The following is a 20,350-nucleotide window of genomic DNA, read 5'->3' as shown; positions in this document are numbered from 1 at the left end:
CTTGCGGACAGGGACGCCGCTACAGCATCGTCAGCAGTACCCCGCCGAGCGCCAGCCGATACCACGCGAACGGCTCGAAGCTGTGGCTGGAGATGAACTTCATCAGCCATTTCACGGTGAAGAAGCCCACCGCCGCCGATACGCCGAAGGCGATGCCCAGTTCCGCCCAGTTCTCCGCCTGTGCCGCCGCGGGGTTGCCCAGGGTCTTGTACAGCTCGTAGCCGGTGGCGGCGAACATCGTCGGGATGCCGACCATGAAGGCGAATTCCGCCGCGCGCGGGCGGCAGGACAGGCCGAACAGCAAGGCCGCGAAGATCGCCGCGGCGGAGCGCGAGGCGCCGGGGAAGACCGCCGCGATCACCTGCGCCACGCCCACTGCAATCGCCACCTTCCAGGTTACGGCCTCCACGATCGGACGTCCGCGGTTCCAGCGTTCCACGGCGAAGATCACGAAAGCGCCGACGATCAGGGCCCAGGCGACCGGCTGCACCGTGTCGGGCAATTCCGCCCCCAGCTTCTTGGCCGTCAGGCCCCCCGCGGCAGTGACGCCGAAGGCCGTGGCCAGCTTGGCCAGGTAGTCACGCGTGCCGGGATCGCGCCAGGTGGTGGCCAGGTCCAGCAGGCGCCGGCGGTAGACCAGGGTCACCGCCAGGATGGCACCGGCCTGGATCGCAACGTTGAACAGGTCCGAGCGGCGCTCCAGCCAGTGCTGGGCGATCAACAGATGACCGGTGCTGGAGATGGGGAGGAATTCGGTGACGCCTTCGATGACGCCGAGGAGAATCGCTTCGAGGATGCCGTCCACAGGACAGTTACACTTGGCATTGAGGAAAGAGCGTCTAAGGATAAAGCAAAGGTACGTCATGGCAATGTCACCAGTGATCTTGGTCACAGGCGCCGCCCGGCGCGTAGGCGCGGCCATCGTGCGCGAGATGCATGCGGCGGGCTGGAGTGTTGTGATCCACGCCAACCGCTCCTTCGAGGAGGCCTGGGCCCTGGCCATGACCCTCAACCAGGCCCGCCCGGACTCGGCCCAGGCCCTGCAGGCCGACCTGCTGGACCCCGCGGCACTGGAGAAGCTGGCGCAGGCGGCGCACGAGTGCTGGGGGCGGCTGGATGCGCTGGTGAACAATGCTTCCACCTGGTATCCCACGCCAGTCGGCGAGTTGACCGCCGCGGCCTTCGAGGACCTGGTGGGCAGCAACCTGCGCGCGCCCCTGCTGCTGACCCAGGCCTGCGCCGCGCGCATGGAGCAGGGCGCGGTGGTGAACATCATCGACGTGCATGCCCGGCGCCCGCAGCGCGGCTACAGCGCCTACACCGCGGCCAAGGCCGGCCTGTGGGCGGTGACGGAATCGCTGGCACTTGAACTGTCGCCGCGCATTCGCGTCAACGGCGTCGCGCCGGGTCACATGATCTGGCCCGAGGCCGGCAGCCTCAACAAGCTGCAGCAGCACGCCGAACTCGCGCGCGTGCCGATGGCGCGTCTGGGCGGCGGTGAGGAGATCGCCCGTGCCGTGAAATTCCTGCTGTCGCCGGAGGCGGCCTACATCACCGGTGCCGTGCTGCCGGTGGATGGCGGCCTGCGCCTGGGCTGAGCATGGACCTGCCGGAGCGGATCCGCGCGGCCACGCGCCGCGCGCTGGACAGCGGCGCCCTGCAGCCGATCCCGACGCGGCCGCAGGTCGTGCGCGACCAGGGGCTGGACTTCGTGCTGCGTGTCGGCGACCTGCGCCGCAAGAGCGACTCCGAGCAGCGCCAGCGTGCCGCCCCGCAGCCGACGAATCCCTTCCTGCCCTATGACCCCGCGATGCTCGTGGCCGAGCTGTCTGACACGCACGCGTTGCTACTCAACAAATTCCAGGTGCTGGAAGGCCACGTGCTGGTGGTGACCCGTGCCTTCGCCGAGCAGGAAGCGGCACTGGAGGAAGCGGATTTCGCCGCGGTGGCGCAGGTGTTGCGGCAGACCGCGGGACTTGCCTTCTTCAACGGCGGCGCGGCCGCCGGTGCCAGCCAGCGGCACCGCCATGTGCAGTTGCTGCCCTGGCCGCTGATGCCAGCCGCCGAGGCGCAGCCCTTCGACCCGCGGCAGTGGGCGCAGCGGGAAGCCGGCTGGCCCTTCGCCCATGCCTGCGTGGAGCTGTCGCCGCAGGACCTGGCACAGCCCGCGCGGCTGCGAGCACGCTACGATCATCTGATTGCCGGGATCGGCCTCGGCGGGGCAGCGGGCTACAGCGGCTACAACCTGCTGATGACGCCGGACTGGATGATGGTGGTGCGCCGCAGCCGCGGCGCGCACGAAGGGTTGGGGGTCAACGCGCTGGGTTTTGCCGGTACCTTGCTGCTGCGCGGGGAAGAGGAACTTCAGCGGCTGCGGCTGATGGGCCCGCTGGCATTGCTGCGCGCGGTCAGCCGCTGAAGTCTGGAGCCTCTACTGCGGCAGCAGCTTCACGCGGAACTCCACATCAGCCGTACTGCGGTAGTTGCCGGGGGCGGGGAAGGGAATCTGCGACGGATCGCTGATCGGTACCATGGCGGGCTTGCCACTCGCCAGAACCTGGGCCGATCCGCTGGTCGAGACGATGATCAGATCCTTGCCGCCGACCCGCCGGGGCGCCTGGAAAATCACGGTCTCGGAGAAGGGGATAACCTGGTTCGCCGACTTGCATTCCGCCACCCACAGAACCGGCACCCGCCCGCTGCCGTCGGGCTTGCGGATCAGGCTGCCCTCAATCGGGTCGGTCGGGATGTAGGGTGTCACGCCGTTTTCATAGCGCGAGGCGATACCGGAGAAGGCCGTCATCAGGACCAGCCCGGACAGGTTCGCGCATCGCAACTCTCCCTCGATGCGTACGGGCGTGTCCTCGGTGACCTCGAAGTAGCTCAGGGTGTTCATGACGCCGGTGGCCTGGTTGCCGCTACAGCCCGAGATATCTCCCTGGGATACACAGCTGCCGCTGATGTCGGCATTCAGGCGCAGGCCCAGCGTGCCGTCCTCGCGTGCATAGGTCAGGCCCTCGCCTTTGCTGCTGCCGCTGAGCCGCGCGCTGGGGCAGTTGCCCTCGCCGTCACCCTGGCGCAGGGTGAAATCGGTGAGGAAGTCTGCCGTGATGCGCTCGCTGCGCTCGAACCAGAGCTTTCCGTCCGGCGGGATCGCAGGCGGCAACACGATCTCCTCCGGATCGACTCCGATGCGCGTGCTTTGCAGCTCGACGGTCGAGAAAGGCGGGCAGGATTCGCTGCCGTCGGACTCGGTCCCGATGCCACCGGCGTCGAAGGAGGTGCCCGAGTAGTGGACCTTGCGCAGGCAGCTGCGCAGCACCGGCAGGCTGATCTCGTCGCTGGCATTGCGGTCGGCGCGCGAGGTGGCGCGCAGGCTCAGCGTGCCGGCTTCGCCGGCACGCACCACGATGCGCTGAGCGGCCTGGTTGTTGGCATGGCTGACCAGTGTGCCGCCGCTGAGCTGCAGGTCCACGCCCAGTTCGTTGGCCGCAAATCCGGCCAGGTTGGCCTGGAACTCCACCTCCGAGCCCGGCAGCAGGCAGGCGCTGCCCTGGCGCTTCAGCGTGAGTTCGCCGCCGATGTCGATCACGGCGATGCGCTCGCGCGGCGGCCCGCCGGGCAGCACCGGATTCAGCGGCTTGAACTCGATGCGTAGCGGGAAGTCCTCACGCTTGGCGCTGGTCTGCACATCCGCCTCCAGCAGGTCACCGCTGATCCGGGTGTTGCTGATCTGGTGGTCGCCCAGGGTCAGGATGCGCCGTGCGATGTTGACCGGGCCATTGGGCCCGGCCTCGGAATTGGCGATGGTGGCGCCGATGCTGGCGGTCTGTCCCGGTGCCGACAGGCGTACCGAGGAAGGCAGCAGCGACAGCATCTGCGGATTCACGGCGATGGCGAAGGTCCGGGAAATGCCGACACTGAGCACGCCGAACTTCTCGCCGCGCAGGGTGATTTTGAGTTCCGCGCCGCCGATGGCTGCGCCACGGTAGGTGCGGTGATCGATGCGCGTCACTGCATCGCCGATGATTTCGGAGCGCGTCCAGTCCTCGTCAGAGACGTTGATCGGGCCGTAGCGCGGAGCCTTGATGCGAGTGCAGCCGTCCTCGGTCAGCTCGCTCTGGATATTGCTGAGCGGATTGGCGAAAGCGGTGCTGCCCACGCCGACGGCGGCGCCCACCGGGCCGGGAATCATGCCGACCGTGGTGATCAGGCCCTCCAGTGCGGCGGCATTGATGTTGAACTCCGTGCCGACGGCGATGACCGAAGCATTCTCCCAGCGGCCTGGCTGGTTGGCCGGGCGGTCCTCTACCAACAGCGTGTCGGCGCGCCGCACGTCGAAGGATTCGATGGTGCGGGGCTCCAGCGCTTGGCGGGCGGCTTCCGTGGTCTTGAGGATGTAGAGCTTGGCGCCCAGGGCGTTGGCCCCGAGGCTGACGTTGCCGGCTCCGAAGGCATTGGCCCCGTTGCTGGCCTCCTCGCTGGCCGCGATGCCGACCGTGCCGAGGAGCTGACCCAGCGCATTGCTCTGGTACAGCCCGCCCTTGCCGGCGGCCAGCATGCGACGCGACAACTCCGCGGCGCTGCCGATCGGCGGAGGGTTGGGGGTCAGCTGCTCACCCTGGCAGAGCGCGTTCTTGGCCAGGACGGCTGCGGCGAGAGTCGGGAGCGGCAGTTCGCGCAGTTCGGCGATGGCGCGGTCGAGTTCGCCTTCCAGATCGGCGGCTGCCATCACGCCGGGGATCACACGATCACCGCTGGCGACGGCCTGCGTCACCTGCCTGCGCAACCAGCCCGGCTGTGCCTCGCTGCCCAGCAGGCGCAGGTTGAGCGCAAAGGGCAGCAGGGAGGGATCGATCGCGCTGCGGTCCGCGGTCAGCAGGGTTGCGGGATCGCCGCCAAGCAGGCGGACCTGCAGTTCCAGCCATTCCTCCAGCTTGTCCGCCACCCGCCCGACCAGCGCGGGTTCGGCATCCGGCAAAGCGCCGATCTCCAGCGACACGGCCTCGCAGCGCTGGCGTCCGTCGCCGATCTCGATCAGCACAGGGCCGCCTTCGAGCGGTTTGGCCGGGCGCGGTGGCACGGTGAAGCGCGAGGGCTGGCCGCTGGCGGGCGCCTCGAAGAACGCCGCGCCGATCGCTTCGGACGAGCCGTCGCGCGCGATGACGCGCATGCCGGGGCGGACGAAGCTTGCAGGGATACCGTTGACCTGCACGACCTCGCCTGGCTCAGCCCGGGCGGGGGTCAGCGTCAGCCGGCAGGGCACGGCCTTGCCCAGCGGCGCGGCGATGATCTTGCCGGGCCCGGGACTCGGTGGGCGGCCGTCCGGACCGCCATCATCCTGGTCGGTACAGGCCGCCAGCAGCAGGCCGGCGATCAGGGTGGCCGCAAAAGGCCATCTTGTTTTCATGTTCATGAGGAGAATCCAGGAAATGTTCAGTCGCCGAAGATCTTGCCGAAGGCCTTGTCGAGGACACGGTCCACCGTCCGGTCGGTCGCCGCATCGGCCTCCGATTCGGTGCGTCCCTCGATGCGGTCCTGCTGTCGCTGCGCCTTGCCGCCGAGGACGCGCCCCAGCCATCCGCCGTCGTTGTTCGCAGCTTCGGGTACGGCGGCTTCGCCGCCGATACTGCCCAGCGCCGGGATCTGCTGCGGCGCCGAGGGCAGGTCGAAGCGTGCTGCGTCGGGCTGGCCGCCGAAGCTGATGACGCGGAACTCGCTGCCGTAGCGCAGCACGCCCTGATTGCCAAGCTGCTGGCGCAGGGCGGCCTCGCCCGGGGCTTCGGCCTTGCCGGTCATGTTGCGGAAGGCCAGTGCCATCTGCTGCAGCGCGTCGGCCAGTTCGCGTGCCCGCACATCGGCTGACAGCACCAGCTCTTCGCTATGCGGGTGCCCGGCGCCATCTTCATAGCGCAAGAGGTGGACCGTGCCGGCCGCGCCGGCGATGGTTTCCTTGCGCGTGGTGCGTTCCAGGCCGATGTAGCGGGCGAGATCGTCGGGACCGGCGCTGATCGCGCCCTGCTGCATCTGTCCCAGCATTCCGCCCATGCCGCCGAGGTCAATCACCATGCCCTCGGCCAATGCATAGGCCCTGCCTTCGCGCACGATCAGGGCGCCGCCGGCCTGACCCTGCACGTCGACGCGCAGCCGGTCGCCGCGATAGTCCAGGGCGGCGCGCTGGCGATCAGCACCGGCTCCGCTCTCGACGACGGCGCTGCCGGCGTGGGACGTGACGGCGCAGGTCATCAGCAGCAGGCCGGGCAGTACGGACGGGTATGCCCGGGCTCGGGCAAGGCAACGACAAAGCTGGATCATGGGACGCGCGCCAAGGAGGGGTGCGTCAGATGCTAGGGGAAGCCTGATCTTGCAAATACCTCCCCAGGGGGGTATTTGCACAGGACAGAGCCTGAAGACCTAGTTGGAGCGGGGCTGATGCCTCTGCAGATCAAGCACAACGGAGTCGGACTGTCGTGTCAGCAATTCGCGCAGGCCTGTGACGCCGCTCACATCGAGGCGGGCATACAGGTCCTTCTGGTAGGCCTTGAGTGTGCTCAGGCCAATGCCAAGAGTGGCCCGGAGTTCCATCGGAGAATGACCGCGCCACAGCGCGAAGGCGATACGCCGCTGCTGTGGCGTCAGCGGGCTGCGCTCCAGCGCGCCGAGTACGCGCAGTTCGCGCGGCATCTCCAGGCTGATCTGTATGCCGACATGGGTGGATTGATCGGCGCTGGAGGAGGACAGGCCATAGGCGCGTAACCGCAGGCGCCCACCGGCGACGGGCAGCGTCAGGGTTGGAGCCCGATGCGCGGTTGAAGCGTGGCTGCGCAGCGGACGCCGCTGCGCCGTCCAATCACGGCAGAGACGGCGGCAGGCCTCGGGCAAAACGCGATGATCCCGGAGCAGGCTGCGCTCCTGGCCGAAGCTCGAGGCTTCGAGCCAGACGCAGGCCTGCTCCGAAGCCCACTGGATACGCCCATCGGTAGTGGCGATCAGCAGGGCACTATCGACCTCGTCGAAATCGCCCGGTACCGGGCGCGCGAGACAGGCATGTACCAGGTGAGAGTAGAGGGCGCCAACCGTGTCGACGTCCTTTCGCGAGAAATGAGGGGCTGTTCGCTCGCGGAAGATGCCGAGGATGCCGATGGGGCCGTTGTCGTCCCGCAACGCGATATCCAGGCAATGATGGATGCCATTGCGCTGGAACAGGTGCTGGTAGGTGGCGCCATTCTGGTAGTCGACCGAGGTATCGATCAGGTTGCCATAGGCTCGTGGTGCGGCCAGCAGGCTGCTGAAGGCAGCGGGATCGTCACTGCGCGCGGAAAAGACATGGCCAGCGCTGGCGAACAGCTGATGGCTGTATTCGTCGAAGTATTCGCTGTAGTGCTCCTGGGGCGCGCATTGCGCATCGACCCGGATCATCGACAGGCTGAACGCCGGAATCAGGCGGCGCAGCACCTCAGAGGCCAGCGGCATCTGCACCATGATGTCGGCCCCCGAGCTGCAGAGCAGACGGAGGAAGGCGAGATCGCCGCTGTAAGACACTGCCTGCTCCTGGTGGGACCTTCGCTGGGAGGGTTGGTCCTAGAGTGTCGGCGAGCGGGGAGGCTCCGACAAGGACGTGGTTCGCACAGAGATGGCGGATTCCAGCTCCAGCAGGCGCTGCTTGCGCCACAAGCCTCCACCATAGCCGCCAAGCCCACGCCCATCCTTGTTCACCAGGCGATGGCAGGGCACGACAATGGCCAGGCGGTTGATGCCGTTGCAGGTGCCGATGGCGCGCACGGCGCCGGGCACGCCGAGTTGAGCCGCCATCTGCTCGTAGCTGCGCCGCTCGCCATGGGGGATCTCGGTCAGTGCCTGCCACAACGACTGCTGCAGCGGCGTCCCGGGGAACACCAGCGGTACCTCGAAGCGATGGCGGCGGCCGTTGAAGTAGGCCGACAGTTCTGCTTCCAGCTGGCGCAGCCAGGGATGATCCGCGGCGGTCCAGTCATCGCCGAAATGCTGGCGCAACGCGGCACCGGCGCGGCGCAGTCGTGCCGCGTCGGCGAACTCCAGCAGCACCACGCCCTGCGCAGCTGCGCCGGCGAGCATCGTGCCCAGCGGCGTGTGCATGCGGCGCAGCCAGACATCGGCGGCGCCGCTGCCTTGCGGCAAGCGCTCCAGCCATTGGTCCAGCAATTGCTCTTCCTGCTCCAGTGCGTCCATGGCCGCAGCCTAGTCGCCAAGCGCGAAGCGTTCCAGGGTTTCGCCGGCGGGCTGGCCGTCGGGGCCGTAGCGGCGCTCGCTGAAACTGAGCTGGCCGTCTTCGCAGAGCAGCAGGCTGCTGCTGCGCGTGCCGTAGCTGGTGCCGCGGATGAACGGCGGCGACAGGAAGCGCTCCATCTCCAGGCCCACGCCGGTGTCGGGCAACTCGGCGTCGTCGGCGCTGCGTGAATCGCCCAGCAGTTCGAACAGTGCGTCGCTGTCGGTGCGGTCGCGCGCCACCCAGGTCGAGAGTCCGTCGCGCAGGCGCCGCAGCTTGGGCCAGGGCGTGTCCAGCGTGGCATTGCTCAGGCCATGCACGCCCGGGCGCAGCACCTCCACGCGGTACTCCGGCTGATTGGTGACGTAGAGCGCGCTGTTGCTGTCGATCAGCAGCAGGTTGAAGCCGGAGAACAGCGCCGCGCCGCCCGTAAGCTGCGCGGCATACTCGGCGCAGCTGAGCCGGCCGCCAACGAAGTCGGACACCAGCACGCCACGCGAGGGCGCATGCGGGCTCGGCGGGACCATGCGCCGCACATTGGTGACGGCGGCGATACGGCCATCGCGCGAGGCGGCCAGCCAGCTGCCGTGGCCCGACAGGTCGCGGCCACCGAATACGCCGGGTGCGTCCGGCCAGAACGCCGCCGCCGCCGTGGGGCGGTGGTGGAACTCGTCGCGGTTCGCCGCCATGACCAGCGGGTAACGCGGATGGGCCTGCCAGGCCAGGGCGATCAAACACATGCGCCAGAATGTTGTCAGACTGCATATCACGTCAACCGGGTGCCGAAATGACCGAGTACGAACAGCAGCAGTTGGAAGCCCTGCGCCAGTGGGAGCAGGAGACGCCGGGCTGGGGTACGCGCCTGCTGGCCAAGCCGGGCAGCAAGGCCGCCGTGGCGGTGAAGACCCTGGTGCCGGTGTCCGCGCTGCGCGCCGCGCTGAACGGGCTCAACGACGTGGCCTTCCGCTATTCCGGCCGCGAGGCGCTGCTGAAGACCGCCGGCATCGACGAGCCGCGCCAGCTGCGCGAGCTGCCGCTGGAAGTCTGCGACCAGCTGTCCCGGCAGGTGGAACGCCGCGCCATGGCCCTGGCCGGCGCGGGCGGCGCGGTGCTGGGCGTGGCCGGCGCGGCCGGGATGGTGGTGGACGTGCCGGCGCTGCTGGGCATGGGCCTGCGCACCATCCACCGCACCGCCATGTGCTACGGCGAGGACGGCCTGCAGGCCCACAAGGCCATGGCCATCGGCATCTTCGCGCTGGCCTCGGCCAACTCCATGGAAGAGAAGCAGGCCGCGCTGGCGGCCCTGCGCTCGCGCGGCGACCTGCTGGACGCGGCCTGGCGCGATGGCGTGGAGCGCGTGGCCGAGCGCGAGATGGCCAAGGAGGCGGCGGTATTCAGCATGCAGACCCTGGCCAGCCGCATCGGCGTGCAGATGGGCCGGCGCAAGGTCATGGGGGTGGTCCCGGTGCTGGGCGCGGCGGTCGGCGCATCGATGAACGCCTGGTACGTGCACGACGTGGCGGGGGTAGCGCGTTACGTCTTCCAGGAGCGCTGGCTGCATGCCAAGTACCCGAAAAACAAGGCTTTATCGGCGCCGTTCAAGGTCCTGCCCCCGCCCGGCTGAGGGCCTGTGGTAATCTTTGCCGCAGTGCAACATTACCACTAGAAAGCTCGAATATGTCCCTCCCCGACCAGCATCATGTCGTCATCGTCGGCGGCGGTTTCGCCGGCCTGCATGCGGCCAAGCGTCTCGGCCAGCGCGGCTACCAGGTGACCCTGCTCGACAAGCGCAACTTCCAGCTGTTCCAGCCCCTGCTGTACCAGGTGGCCACCGGCTCGCTGTCCACCGGCGACATCGCGATCCCGCAGCGCGTGGTGCTGCGCAAGTATCCCCGTGTGCGCTGCCTGGCCACCACGGCTTTCGACGTGGACCCGCAGGCGCGCGTGCTGAAGCACGAGTTCGGCGAGCTGAAGTACGACACCCTGATCGTCGCCACCGGCGTGAAGCACCATTACTTCGGCCGCGACGAGTGGCGCGAGTTCGCCCCCGGCCTGAAGACGCTGGAGCACGCGCTGGAGATGCGCCGCAAGATCTTCAGTGCCTTCGAGCGCGCCGAGCTGACCGACGACGAGGCGCTGCGCCGCGAGCTGCTGACCTTCGTCGTGGTCGGCGCAGGCCCCACCGGCGTGGAACTGGCCGGCGCCATCGGCGAGCTGGCGCACAAGACCATGCGCCGCGATTTCCGCGGCATCGACCCCAGCCAAGCGCGCATCCTGCTGGTGGAAGGCGCCAAGGACGTTCTGCCGGTATACCCGGAGGGCCTGCGCCAGTCCGCCCGCAAGCACCTGGAGCAGCTCGGCGTCACGGTGCTGACCGAGACCATGGTCGAGGACATCGACGCCGACTCCGTGCGCACGAAGAAGGGCGAGGTCCGCGAGACCATCCGCACGCAGACCATCCTGTGGGCCGCCGGCGTGCGCGCCTCGCTGTTCGGCGAGATCCTGGCGCAGCGCACCGGCGTGCAACTGGACCGTGGCGGCCGCGTGAAGGTGGAGCCGGACTGCTCGCTGCCGGGCCACCCGGAAATCTTCGTGCTGGGCGACCTCGCCCGCCTGACCGACGCCACCGGCAGCGAAGTGCCGGGCCTGGCGCCCGCCGCGATGCAGCAGGGCCGCTACGCGGCCGACCTGCTGCACTCCCGCGTCACCGGCGCCAAGGCGCCCGAGCCCTTCAAGTACGTGGACCGCGGCACCATGGCGGTGATCGGCATGAACAAGGCCGTGGGCGACCTGAAGTTCATGAAGGTCACCGGCTGGTTCGCCTGGCTGACCTGGGCCTTCGTGCATATCGCGGCGCTGGTGGATGGTGCGCAGCGCCTGCGCGTGTTCGTGCAGTGGACCTGGAAGTACTTCACGCGGCACATCGGCGACCGCCTGGTGACGGGCGCGCCGACGCAGACGCGCAAGTTGCGGGCAGAGCGTTCCTGATCCCCGAGTCTAGGCTCCGAGGAATTCCAGCGTCGCCTTGATCACGGCCGCCGGCTTCTCCTCCTGCGGCAGTAGCCGTGTGCCCGGTATGGAGACCAGCTGCGCCTCGTGGAATTGGGGCAGCATCTGCCGGGCCTGTGCCAGCGGAAACGTCCGGTCCTCCTCGCCCCAGAGCAACAGCACCGCTTCGCGCAGCTCCGCATGACGCGTGGCCAGCGCATCCAGCGTCGGCCAGTGGATACCGAGCAGGTAGTGCTTCAGGCCCTCCAGGCGCTGAGGCTGTTCGATCAGCGGCTGCACGAAGCGGCGCTGGAAGTCGCCGTCGATCAGGTCCAGCTCACAGAAGCTGCCGCCGAAGGCCATGCCGGAGCGCAGGAAGGTCCGTGACTTCAGCAACTGCCGGAAGATCGCCAGCGTGAAGGGCAGGCGCATCAGCAGCTGGTACTCCACGATCCAGGGCGGGCGGTGCCCGGGAATCTCGGTGTTGATCAGCACCTGGCGCCGCGCATGCTCCGGGGCCAGCAGCGCCAGGCAGCGCGCGACGGTGGCGCCGGTGTCCTGCGCCAGGATGTCGTAGCGCGTCAGGCCGAGTTGCTCCGCCATCGCCTTCAGGCGGCGGGCGTGGCCGGTGAACGTGAAGTCCGTGTCGTCGCGCCAGCGCGAGTCGCCGAGCCCGGCGAGATCGACGACATGGCAGCGATGGTGCCGGGCCAGCTCCGGCAGCAGGTGCCGCCAGGTGTAGCCGGACAGCGGGAAGCCGTGGATCAGCAGCAGGTCAGGGCCGCCGCCATGGCAGCAGTAGGGCAGGCTGGCGTCGCCGACCTGCAGCTCGCGCACCGGCAGGGAGCGGTACAGGCGGCCGGCATCGATCACGGGGTTGCTCCTGAAGCTGGTGGTTGTTGTGCCAGCCAGTCGGCGGTGCGGCGCCATAGCGTGTCGCGGTGGGCCTCGCGGAAATAGCCGAAGTGGCCAACGCCCTGCGTGAACTCGTCGCCGCAGCGCTCGATGCGTGCCTGCGGGTAGTGGCGCAGCAGCGCTTCCACGGCGGCGCGCGGGGCATATTGGTCGTCGGGGAAGTTCCAGGCCAGGATCGGTGCGCGGATCTGGCCATAGCCGGACAGGTCGAGCCCGAGCTCCGGCGTGAACAGGTAGTCGCGCGAGCGCGCCCAGCGGGCCCAGCCGGCGGCGGCGCCCACCGGCAGCGCGGGGCCCTTGCCGAGGCCGAGCTTCGACTGCGGCACAGCGTCGCGGCCGCGCGTGAACCAGGGCACTAGGCCGTACCACAGCAGGCCCAGCGCGGGACGCTGGCCCCAGGGGTAGTAGCGCAGATGCGGCGCGGTGCCGGCGACGAACACGGCGCCGCTGAGGCTTGAGCTGGACGGCGCCAGGCCGGGAATCTGGCAGCCGATGCTGTGGCCGACCAGGAAGTGGCGTGCGTTCACCGAGCGTGCGCGCTGCAGCAGGGCTTCCAGGTCCTGCCGGCCCCAGTCGGCCAGGTCCACGGCGATGCCACGCAGGGCCTTGGCGGAATCGCCGAAGCCGCGGTTGTCGCAGGTGATGACGTGCAGTCCCTGCGCTGCCAGCCAGCTGGCGTAGGCGGCGTAGAAGCCCTGCGGCACGCCGAGCGCGGCGGAGATCACGACCGCGCCGGCATCGCCGCCGGCGTATTCGCGCGCGGACAGCGTGACGCTGTCCGCGCAGCGCAGGGACAGGGGTTGGGCCTGGATCAAGCAGAGTCTCCCTTGGGGCCCCAGGCATGCACGGCCAGGGCGATGAGCAGCAGCAGCGTAGCGAGCCCGTCGGCCAGAGCGACGCGGCGCAGCGGCGCGGCCAGGCCCTCGACCTGCACGGCCAGCAGCAGGAAGCCGACCATGCTGGCCAGCGCCGCGATGATGGCGGCGGCCCGCAGTTCGCTGCGGAAGGCACCGGCGATCAGCAGCGCGCCGAGCAGGCCGAACAGAAGGGCGCGGTGGCGCAGCAGCAGTTCCAGCGAGGCGTCGCGCACCGGGATGCCGTAGAGCGCTTCGAGCCGGGCGGCGGACAGCAGCCCGGTCAGCGGCAGGAGGTGCAGCACTCCGGCCGCGACCAAGCTGAAGCTCAGCAGGGCCTCAGGCCAGCGCATGGCGTGCCTTGGCACCGCTGAACTGGCCCACCAGCAGGTACAGCAGCGGGCCGAAGGAGCCGGCGGCCAGGGTCAGCAGCACATACGGCCACGCGTTGCGGCCGCTGCGGCGGGCGTCGCCCACCATCCAGATCACGATCAACAGGCAGGCGATGCCCAGGTCGGCCAGGGCCTGCCAGCCGGCGGTGTTCTGGAACAGGTTGGTGAAGATGCCGATGTAGCCGTGTTCGGCGATCGCCACCAGGCTCAGCGCGCCGAAGGCGGCGAAGAGGACGGCCAGCAGCAGGGTGTTGAGGTTCATCGCAGTCTCCTTGTCTTGGGAGGCTGCAGCTTCCCGCCGTGGGCGCGGAGTCTCAATTACCCCTCAGGTAATGACGGCGCCTTGCTGGCCAGCTGGATGCGGTAGTCGCGCGGGCTGCAGCCGGCGCGGCTGCGGAAGGCACGCGTGAAGTTGGCGGTGTCGCGGAAGCCCAGCGAATAGGCGATCTCGGTGATGCTGAGCACGCCGGCGGCGAGCCGCTCGCAGGCCATTTCGTGCTGGATGCGCCCGGCCAGTTCGCGGTAGCTGGTGCCTTCGCGTTCGAGGTAGCGGTTCAGGGTGCGGGTGGACAGGTTGAGCGCCCCGGCCAGCTCGGCCAGCGTGGGCACGCCGTCGCCGACCTCCCGCAGGGTCATCGCCACCCAGTCGGCGAACTGGCGAACGTCGGTGACCTGCTGCACCAGCTCGCGGCAACGTTCCTCCGCCACCTTCAGGGCATTGGCGTCGGCCATCGCGATCGGGTAGCGCCGGAAATCGACGTTGAACTGCAGCCGCACGCTGGGCTCGCGGTCGGTGCCGAACGTGCAGTGCAGGTCGCGGATCTCGGTATAGCGATGCAGGTGCGAAGGCTCGGCGATGGTCAGGTACATGCGGCAGGGGATGCGCGAGCCGACCATGTCGTGCACGTCGCGCAGCGAGGCCATGGCGATGGTCTCGATATGGAAGGACAGGCACTGGTGACCCATGGCGGCGGTCGGCGTGAACAGCAGCTCGCCGTGATCGGGGCCGCTGGAGTAGCGCATGCGGAAGCTCGGCAGCACCAGCCGGAAGTAGCGCGCCACGAAATGCATCGCGTGCTCTACCGTCGGGCTGTTGACCATGCCGAAGCCGACGATGCTGTGCGAGCTCACCGTCAGCAGCTTGCCGAGCTCGAAGCCGAGATCGCTGCGTCCGCTGGCCTGCACCGCGCGCGCGATGATCTGTTCCACCTGCGAGAAGTACAGCGTGGCGTCGGGCTGCTCCAGCGCGGCCACCGGCAGCGACAGATCGCGCAGCAGGTCGCGCATGTCAATGCCCTGGCGTGCCAGCACTTCCTGCAAGCGCATGTAGTACCGCGCTGGCACGCGCAGTTCCTGCCTGGCCATGGGGGCTCCTACCTGGGGTCCTGTCTCATTATGACAACAACATGGCGCAAAAAGACAAGAACGGGTGGGTAGGCACGGGCAGCATGCACGCCGTCTGGAGAAAGTTATAAAAATGAATACGTTCGAAACGACGATGGGAGAAACCGCCAGCTGGCGCGACGGCAAGCGCTGGTGGTGGTTGCTGAGCCCGGCCCTGCCGCTGCTGGGCGCGGTGTCGGTGCTGGGCGTGATGCTGGGCGGCAACGGCCTGCTGCTGTGGCTGATGCCGGTGGTGTTCTACGGCCTGGTGCCGTTCCTGGACTGGCTGATCGGCACCGATCCGGTGAACGCGCCGGAATCCGCCGTCGCCGCGCTGGACCGCGACACCTACTATCGCCGCATCGTCTACGCCTACATCCCCAGCCAGTACGCCGCGACGATCCTCGGCGCCTGGCTCGCCGCCCATGGTGGCCTGGCCGCCTGGGAACTGGTGGGCCTGGTGGTCACCGTGGGCATGACCAACGGCGTGGGCATCAACACCGCGCATGAGCTGGGCCACAAGACCAACGCGCTTGAGCGCTGGTTGGCCAAGATCACGCTGGCACCGGTGGCCTACGGCCACTTCTGCATCGAGCACAACAAGGGCCACCACAAGAACGTCGCCACCCAGGAAGATCCCGCCAGCTCGCGCATGGGCGAGAGCTTCTGGGCTTTCCTGCCGCGCACCGTGATTGGCAGCATCCGCTCGGCCTGGAGCATCGAGGCCGCACGCCTGGCGCGCAGCGGTAAGGGCGCCTGGACCCTGGGCAACGAAAACCTGCAGGCCTGGGCGATGACCGTGCTGATGTTCGGCGCACTCACCGTGTGGCTGGGTCCCTGGGCGCTGCTGTTCCTGGTGGCGCAGGCTGCCTACGGCGCGACCCTGCTGGAGGTGGTGAACTACCTGGAGCACTACGGCCTGTTGCGCCTGCGCGACGCCAACGGCCGTCCCGAGCGCTGCCAGCCGCGCCACTCCTGGAACAGCAACCACGTCGTCACCAACCTGCTGCTGTATCAGCTGCAGCGCCACTCCGATCACCACGCCAATCCCACGCGCCGCTACCAGGGACTGCGCCACTTCGACGACAGCCCGCAGCTGCCCTCGGGCTATGCCGCGATGGTGCTGATCGCCTACTTCCCGCCGCTGTGGTTCCGCCTGATGGACCCGAGGGTGGTGGCGCACCACGGCGGCGACCTGACCCGCGCCAACCTGCAGCCCTCGCGCCGCTGGCAGCTGCTGGCCCGCTGGATGGGCCGCTCGGTGGCGGATCGCGATCGCGGGCCGCCGCTGCTCGGCGCCGCACCCGCGCCGCAGGCGCCGGTCCAGGGGGCGGCGCAGTACCAGTGTCCCAACTGCCGCTTCATCTACGACGAAAGGCTCGGGTACCTGCCCGAGGGCTTCCCGCCGGGTACGCCCTGGGCGCGGTTGCCGGCGGACTGGAGCTGTCCGCACTGCGCCGTCCGCGACAAGCCGGACTTCGCTCCGCTCTGAACTGGCCCGGGCGGCTTCGCCGCCCACACCCGACAACATCTGAGGTCCTTCCATGCACGATTCACGTAGCGCATTCGCGCAGGCGTTTGTTCGCCTGACGGAGCCGCTGATCTTCAGCCGCCGTCGCCTGACACTGGCCGTCCTGGCCATCATCACCGTGTTCCTGGGCTGGCAGGCCACGCACCTGCGCGTCGAGACCGGTTTCGACAAGCAGCTGCCGCTGGGCCATCCCTACATCGGCGTCTACAAGCAGTACCAGAAGGAATTCGGCGGTGCCAACGTCACGCTGGTGGCGCTGCGCCAGAAGGAAGGCGATATCTACAACGCCTCCTTCATGCGCACGCTGCGCGCGCTGACCGACGCGGTGTACTTCACGCCGGGCATGGACCGCGCCCGCGTCAGCTCCATCTTCACGCCGGACGTGCGCTACCTGGAGGTAGTGGAAGGCGGCTTCGCCGGCGGCAACGTCGTGCCGGCCGACTTCCAGCCGACCCCGGAGTCGCTGCAGCGCGTGCGCGCCAACGTCGACAAGGCCGGCATCGTCGGCCGCCTGATCGCCAACGACCATGGCGGCGCCATGGTGTTCTCCGAACTGCTGGAGCGCGATCCGGTCACCGGCGTGAAGCTCGACTACATCGACACCGCCCACCGGCTGGAAGAGGTGCGTGGCCGCTTCACCAGCCCCAAGCTCTACGAGTACCACCTCAAGTCCGCCGCGCCACCGCTGCAGGCCGGTGCCCTGGTCGGCAGCACCTACAGCGACCCGCGCGGGCTGCTGTTCGCGCTCAAGAGCGTCAACGCAGCGCCGGGCGAGGATGGCGTGGCGCAGAGCTTCCGCGGCTACCAGATCGACGTGAAGGAAGTGGCGAACCCGGACTACAACCCGGGCATCGAGGTGCACATCATCGGCTTCACCAAGGCCGTGGGCGATATCGCCGACAGCGCCGTCGAGGTGTTCAGCTTCTTCGGCCTGACCGTGCTGCTGGTGTGGCTGCTGCTGTGGCGCTACTGCGGCTCGCCCAAGGTGGCGCTGCTGCCGCTGGCCTGCGGCGTGCTCGCGGTGATCTGGGAACTGGGCCTGCTGCACATGGTCGGTCTGGCGCTGGACCCGTTCGCGGTGCTGATGCCCTTCATTGTGCTGGCCATCAGCACCTCGCACGGCATCCAGATCACCAGCTTCTGGCTCAACGAAGTGGCCGACAACGGCCTGCCGCCGCTGGAAGCTGCGGTGGCCACCTACCGCCGTCTGGTCATCCCGGGCCTGTCGGCGCTGGCCACCAACTTCATCGGCTTCGGCACCATCCTGCTGATCCCCATCGACATCATCCGCGAGATGGCGATCAACGCCATGCTTGGCCTGCTGGCGATCGTGCTGTGCAAGAAGATGCTGCTGCCCTGCCTGCTGACCTTCGCCACGGTCAAGGACCCGGTGAAGTTCCGTGCCCACCAGAAGGCTCGTGACCGCCAGTTCGCCCCGATCTGGCGCATGCTGTCGGGCCTGACCGCCAAGCCCGTGGCCGCGGTGGTGCTGGTGGCTGCCGCCGCGCTGTGGGGCTGGGGCGAGTGGGTGGCGCGCGATCTGAAGATCGGCGAGCTGCATGCCGGCGTTCCCGAGTTGCGCCCGGATTCGCGCTACAACCTGGACTCCGCCGCCGTGGTGCGCGACTTCTCCATCGGCGTGGACGTGCTCAAGGTGGTAGCCGAGGGCAAGACCGACGGCTGCATCGATCACTCCATCGTCTCGCTGATGGACCGCTTCGCCTGGCGCATGGAGAACACCCCGGGCGTGCAGTCCACGCTGTCGCTGCCCAAGCTGCAGCAGAAGGTGTTCAACAGCTACAGCGAGTCCAACCCCAAGTTCAACACGCTGCCGCGTGAAAGCGGCGCGCTGGTGATCACCGTGCAGCCTTTCCCCAGCTCCACGGGCCTGCTGAACGAAGACTGCAGCGCCATGCCGGTGCTGGTCTTCACCCGCGACCACAAGGCCGAGACCATCGACACCATCGTGGCCGCGGTCAACCAGTTCGTCTCCGAGCTGCCGGAGGACGCGCCGGTCAAGTTCCGCCTGGCTACCGGCAACGTTGGCGTGATGGCCGCGGCCAACGACGTCATCAAGGACACCGAGTTCTCGGTGCTGCTGTGGCTGTTCGTGGGTATCGGCATCTGCGTGCTGGCCTCGTTCCGCAGCGTCGCCGGCCTGGTCTGCGTGCTGGTGCCGCTGGCGCTGGTGCACGTGGCGTCCTATGCGGTGATGGTCTACCTGGAGATCGGCATCAAGATCTCCAACCTGGCGGTGGCGGCCTTCGCCGCCGGCATCGGCGTGGACTACGGCATCTACATCTACTCGGTGCTGGAAGAGAACGTGCTGCAGAAGCGCATGAAGCTGCGCGAGGCCTACGAGAACACCCTGCACCAGACCGGCAAGGCGGTGATCTTCACCGCGCTGACGCTGGCGGCCACGGTCTGCACCTGGCTGTTCTCCGGCCTGCAGTTCCAGGTCGACATGGGAATCCTGCTGACCATGATGTTCGTCGCCAACGCCGTGGCCGCCGTGGTGCTGCTGCCGGCCTTCGCCGCCTTCCTGTTGCGTCCCCCCACCGATACCGCGGTTTCGGCACCGGTGGCCGGCCCGCAAGTGACCTGAGTTGTCCCCCCTTACAGAAGTGACAGAGGAGAAATCGAGATGAAGATGCGAATACTCGCCATCGTGGCGCTGGCGGCCGCGCTGCCATCGGCGGCGCTGGCCAAGGTGTCCGCCGAAGAGGCGGCCAAGCTGGGCAAGGAGCTGACCCCGGTGGGCGCCGAGCGCGCCGGCAACAAGGACGGCACCATCCCCGAGTGGAAGCCCGCCAAGCAGTCGGGCGCGCTGAAGGGGCAGTTCCCCTCCGATCCGGCGATCGAAGGCGAGAAGCCGCTGTTCACGATCGACGCCAAGAACCAGGCGAAGTACGCCGACAAGCTGACCGAGGGCCACAAGGAGCTGCTCAAGCGCTTCCCGGCCAGCTACAAGCTCAACGTCTACCCCAGCCACCGCAAGGTGAACTTCCCCGAGAAGGTGCTGGCGGAGACGGTGAAGAATGCCACCCGCGCCGAGCTGGAAGGCGTGGACAACCCCAAGGGCGCCTTCGTCGGCTTTCCGTTCCCGATCCCGCGCTCCGGTGCCGAGCCGATCTGGAATCACCGCGTGAAGTGGCGCGGTGACGCGCTGCGTCGCTACAACAACCAGATGATCGTGCAGCAGGACGGCAAGTTCACGCTGACCAAGATCGTCGAGGACGTGAAGTTCTACTACGCCAACGTCGGCAACGCCAACCCGCCGGAGCTGAAGCCGGGCACCGACTTCCTGCGCTACCTGTCGGAGACGATCTCGCCGCCGCGCATCGCCGGCACCTTCATCCTGGTGCACGAGAAGGCGGGCTTCGGCACGGAAGGTCGCGCCGCCTGGCTGTACGCGCCGGTGCTCAAGCGCATCCGCCGCGCCCCTGCGGTCTGCTGCGACAACCCGTATGAAGGCACCGACGGCCACCAGTTCTACGACCAGGTGGACATGTACAACGGCGTGCTGGAGCGTTTCACCTGGAAGCTGGTGGGCAAGAAGGAGATGTACATCCCGTACAACGCCTACCGCATCGCCGGCAACAAGACCAAGTATGCCGACATCGCGCGGCCCAACCACATCAACCAGGATCTGCCGCGCTACGAGCTGCACCGTGTCTGGGTGGTGGAGGCCGACAACAAGCCAGACCAGCGCCACACCTTCAAGAAGCGTCGCATTTACCTGGACGAGGACAGCTGGAACATCGTCGCCATCGACGACTATGACCAGCAGGGCAAGCTGATGCAGTTCCAGGAAGGGCACCTGGTGCCGTACTTCAACATCCTGGCGGCGACCACCCAGCCGGAGGTGATCTATCACCTCAACTCCGGCCGCTACTTCGTCACCGCGATGATCAACGAAGACCAGCCCTACGACGCGACGGTGTCCTTCACCGACAGCACGTTCGAGGCCGAGACGGTGCAGAAGCGCACGTCCAAGTAAGAAGACGGGGCGGCGGCACGAGCCGCCGCCCCTTCGGAGCTT

General features: G+C 68.2%; 18 protein-coding genes. 7 read left to right on the top strand and 11 right to left on the bottom strand.

Going from position 1 to position 20,350, the window contains the following annotated elements; genetic code table 11:
* Nucleotides 1–19: 19 nt before the first annotated feature.
* The gene (locus tag QT386_RS16625) at nucleotides 20–796 is read right to left on the bottom strand and encodes an undecaprenyl-diphosphate phosphatase (protein ID WP_367401455.1); all 777 of its coding nucleotides are present in this window, start codon (nucleotides 794–796) and stop codon (nucleotides 20–22) included.
* Between the two features lie 67 nt (nucleotides 797–863).
* Here QT386_RS16625 and QT386_RS16620 point away from each other — a divergent pair, with 67 nt between their 5' ends.
* Both QT386_RS16620 and QT386_RS16615 read left to right on the top strand, forming a co-directional pair.
* Nucleotides 864–1,598: a pteridine reductase gene (locus QT386_RS16620; protein ID WP_289274860.1), complete on the top strand. Its 735-nt coding sequence runs from the start codon at nucleotides 864–866 to the stop codon at nucleotides 1,596–1,598.
* A gap of 2 nt (nucleotides 1,599–1,600) precedes the next feature.
* On the top strand, nucleotides 1,601–2,419 hold the full coding sequence (locus tag QT386_RS16615; protein ID WP_289274859.1) for a hypothetical protein: 819 nt from the start codon (nucleotides 1,601–1,603) through the stop codon (nucleotides 2,417–2,419).
* Nucleotides 2,420–2,431: 12 nt separating this feature from the next.
* Here QT386_RS16615 and QT386_RS16610 read toward each other — a convergent pair whose 3' ends face one another.
* The 5 genes from QT386_RS16610 to QT386_RS16590 form a co-directional block, all read right to left on the bottom strand.
* Nucleotides 2,432–5,416: a hypothetical protein gene (locus tag QT386_RS16610; RefSeq protein ID WP_289274858.1), complete on the bottom strand. Its 2,985-nt coding sequence runs from the start codon at nucleotides 5,414–5,416 to the stop codon at nucleotides 2,432–2,434.
* Between the two features lie 20 nt (nucleotides 5,417–5,436).
* Nucleotides 5,437–6,246, bottom strand: coding sequence for a hypothetical protein (locus QT386_RS16605; protein WP_289274857.1), 810 nt, complete (start codon nucleotides 6,244–6,246; stop codon nucleotides 5,437–5,439).
* A 168-nt stretch (nucleotides 6,247–6,414) separates the two neighbouring features.
* Nucleotides 6,415–7,482, bottom strand: coding sequence for a hypothetical protein (locus tag QT386_RS16600; protein ID WP_289274856.1), 1,068 nt, complete (start codon nucleotides 7,480–7,482; stop codon nucleotides 6,415–6,417).
* Nucleotides 7,483–7,581: 99 nt separating this feature from the next.
* On the bottom strand, nucleotides 7,582–8,208 hold the full coding sequence (locus QT386_RS16595; protein ID WP_289274855.1) for a methylated-DNA--[protein]-cysteine S-methyltransferase: 627 nt from the start codon (nucleotides 8,206–8,208) through the stop codon (nucleotides 7,582–7,584).
* A gap of 9 nt (nucleotides 8,209–8,217) precedes the next feature.
* A complete protein-coding gene (locus tag QT386_RS16590; protein WP_289274854.1) occupies nucleotides 8,218–8,985 on the bottom strand; it encodes an NRDE family protein in 768 nt (255 codons plus the stop codon).
* A 47-nt stretch (nucleotides 8,986–9,032) separates the two neighbouring features.
* Here QT386_RS16590 and QT386_RS16585 point away from each other — a divergent pair, with 47 nt between their 5' ends.
* Both QT386_RS16585 and QT386_RS16580 read left to right on the top strand, forming a co-directional pair.
* Nucleotides 9,033–9,869 carry an EcsC family protein gene (locus QT386_RS16585; RefSeq protein ID WP_289274853.1) on the top strand — a complete coding sequence of 279 codons (837 nt, stop codon included), beginning with the start codon at nucleotides 9,033–9,035 and terminating at the stop codon, nucleotides 9,867–9,869.
* Between the two features lie 53 nt (nucleotides 9,870–9,922).
* Nucleotides 9,923–11,233, top strand: a complete 1,311-nt coding sequence (locus QT386_RS16580) for an NAD(P)/FAD-dependent oxidoreductase (protein WP_289274852.1) — start codon at nucleotides 9,923–9,925, stop codon at nucleotides 11,231–11,233.
* Nucleotides 11,234–11,242: 9 nt separating this feature from the next.
* Here QT386_RS16580 and QT386_RS16575 read toward each other — a convergent pair whose 3' ends face one another.
* The 5 genes from QT386_RS16575 to QT386_RS16555 are packed head-to-tail and all read right to left on the bottom strand — an operon-like array spanning nucleotide 11,243 to nucleotide 14,759.
* Nucleotides 11,243–12,106, bottom strand: a complete 864-nt coding sequence (locus tag QT386_RS16575) for an alpha/beta hydrolase (protein WP_289274851.1) — start codon at nucleotides 12,104–12,106, stop codon at nucleotides 11,243–11,245.
* A complete protein-coding gene (locus tag QT386_RS16570) occupies nucleotides 12,103–12,963 on the bottom strand; it encodes an alpha/beta fold hydrolase (RefSeq protein ID WP_289274850.1) in 861 nt (286 codons plus the stop codon). The genes QT386_RS16575 and QT386_RS16570 overlap by 4 nt, the downstream gene beginning before the upstream one ends.
* On the bottom strand, nucleotides 12,960–13,355 hold the full coding sequence (locus QT386_RS16565) for a hypothetical protein (RefSeq protein WP_289274849.1): 396 nt from the start codon (nucleotides 13,353–13,355) through the stop codon (nucleotides 12,960–12,962). Before QT386_RS16565 ends, QT386_RS16570 begins: the two co-directional genes overlap by 4 nt.
* Nucleotides 13,342–13,656, bottom strand: coding sequence for a DUF2834 domain-containing protein (locus QT386_RS16560; protein ID WP_289274848.1), 315 nt, complete (start codon nucleotides 13,654–13,656; stop codon nucleotides 13,342–13,344). The genes QT386_RS16565 and QT386_RS16560 overlap by 14 nt, the downstream gene beginning before the upstream one ends.
* A gap of 56 nt (nucleotides 13,657–13,712) precedes the next feature.
* Nucleotides 13,713–14,759 (bottom strand): AraC family transcriptional regulator, encoded by a 1,047-nt coding sequence (locus QT386_RS16555; RefSeq protein ID WP_289274847.1) that lies wholly within the window; start codon nucleotides 14,757–14,759, stop codon nucleotides 13,713–13,715.
* A gap of 112 nt (nucleotides 14,760–14,871) precedes the next feature.
* Between QT386_RS16555 and QT386_RS23500 the strand changes: the two genes are divergently transcribed.
* The 3 genes from QT386_RS23500 to QT386_RS16535 are packed head-to-tail and all read left to right on the top strand — an operon-like array spanning nucleotide 14,872 to nucleotide 20,308.
* Nucleotides 14,872–16,269 carry a fatty acid desaturase gene (locus QT386_RS23500; RefSeq protein ID WP_367401453.1) on the top strand — a complete coding sequence of 466 codons (1,398 nt, stop codon included), beginning with the start codon at nucleotides 14,872–14,874 and terminating at the stop codon, nucleotides 16,267–16,269.
* 52 nt (nucleotides 16,270–16,321) lie between these two features.
* The gene (locus QT386_RS16540; RefSeq protein WP_289274846.1) at nucleotides 16,322–18,913 is read left to right on the top strand and encodes an RND family transporter; all 2,592 of its coding nucleotides are present in this window, start codon (nucleotides 16,322–16,324) and stop codon (nucleotides 18,911–18,913) included.
* A gap of 39 nt (nucleotides 18,914–18,952) precedes the next feature.
* Nucleotides 18,953–20,308 carry a DUF1329 domain-containing protein gene (locus QT386_RS16535; RefSeq protein ID WP_289274845.1) on the top strand — a complete coding sequence of 452 codons (1,356 nt, stop codon included), beginning with the start codon at nucleotides 18,953–18,955 and terminating at the stop codon, nucleotides 20,306–20,308.
* Nucleotides 20,309–20,350: the final 42 nt, after the last annotated feature.

Source organism: Solimonas sp. SE-A11 (assembly GCF_030345715.1).
GTDB lineage: Bacteria > Pseudomonadota > Gammaproteobacteria > Nevskiales > Nevskiaceae > Solimonas_A.
This window is presented reverse-complemented; position numbering and strand designations above follow the sequence as displayed.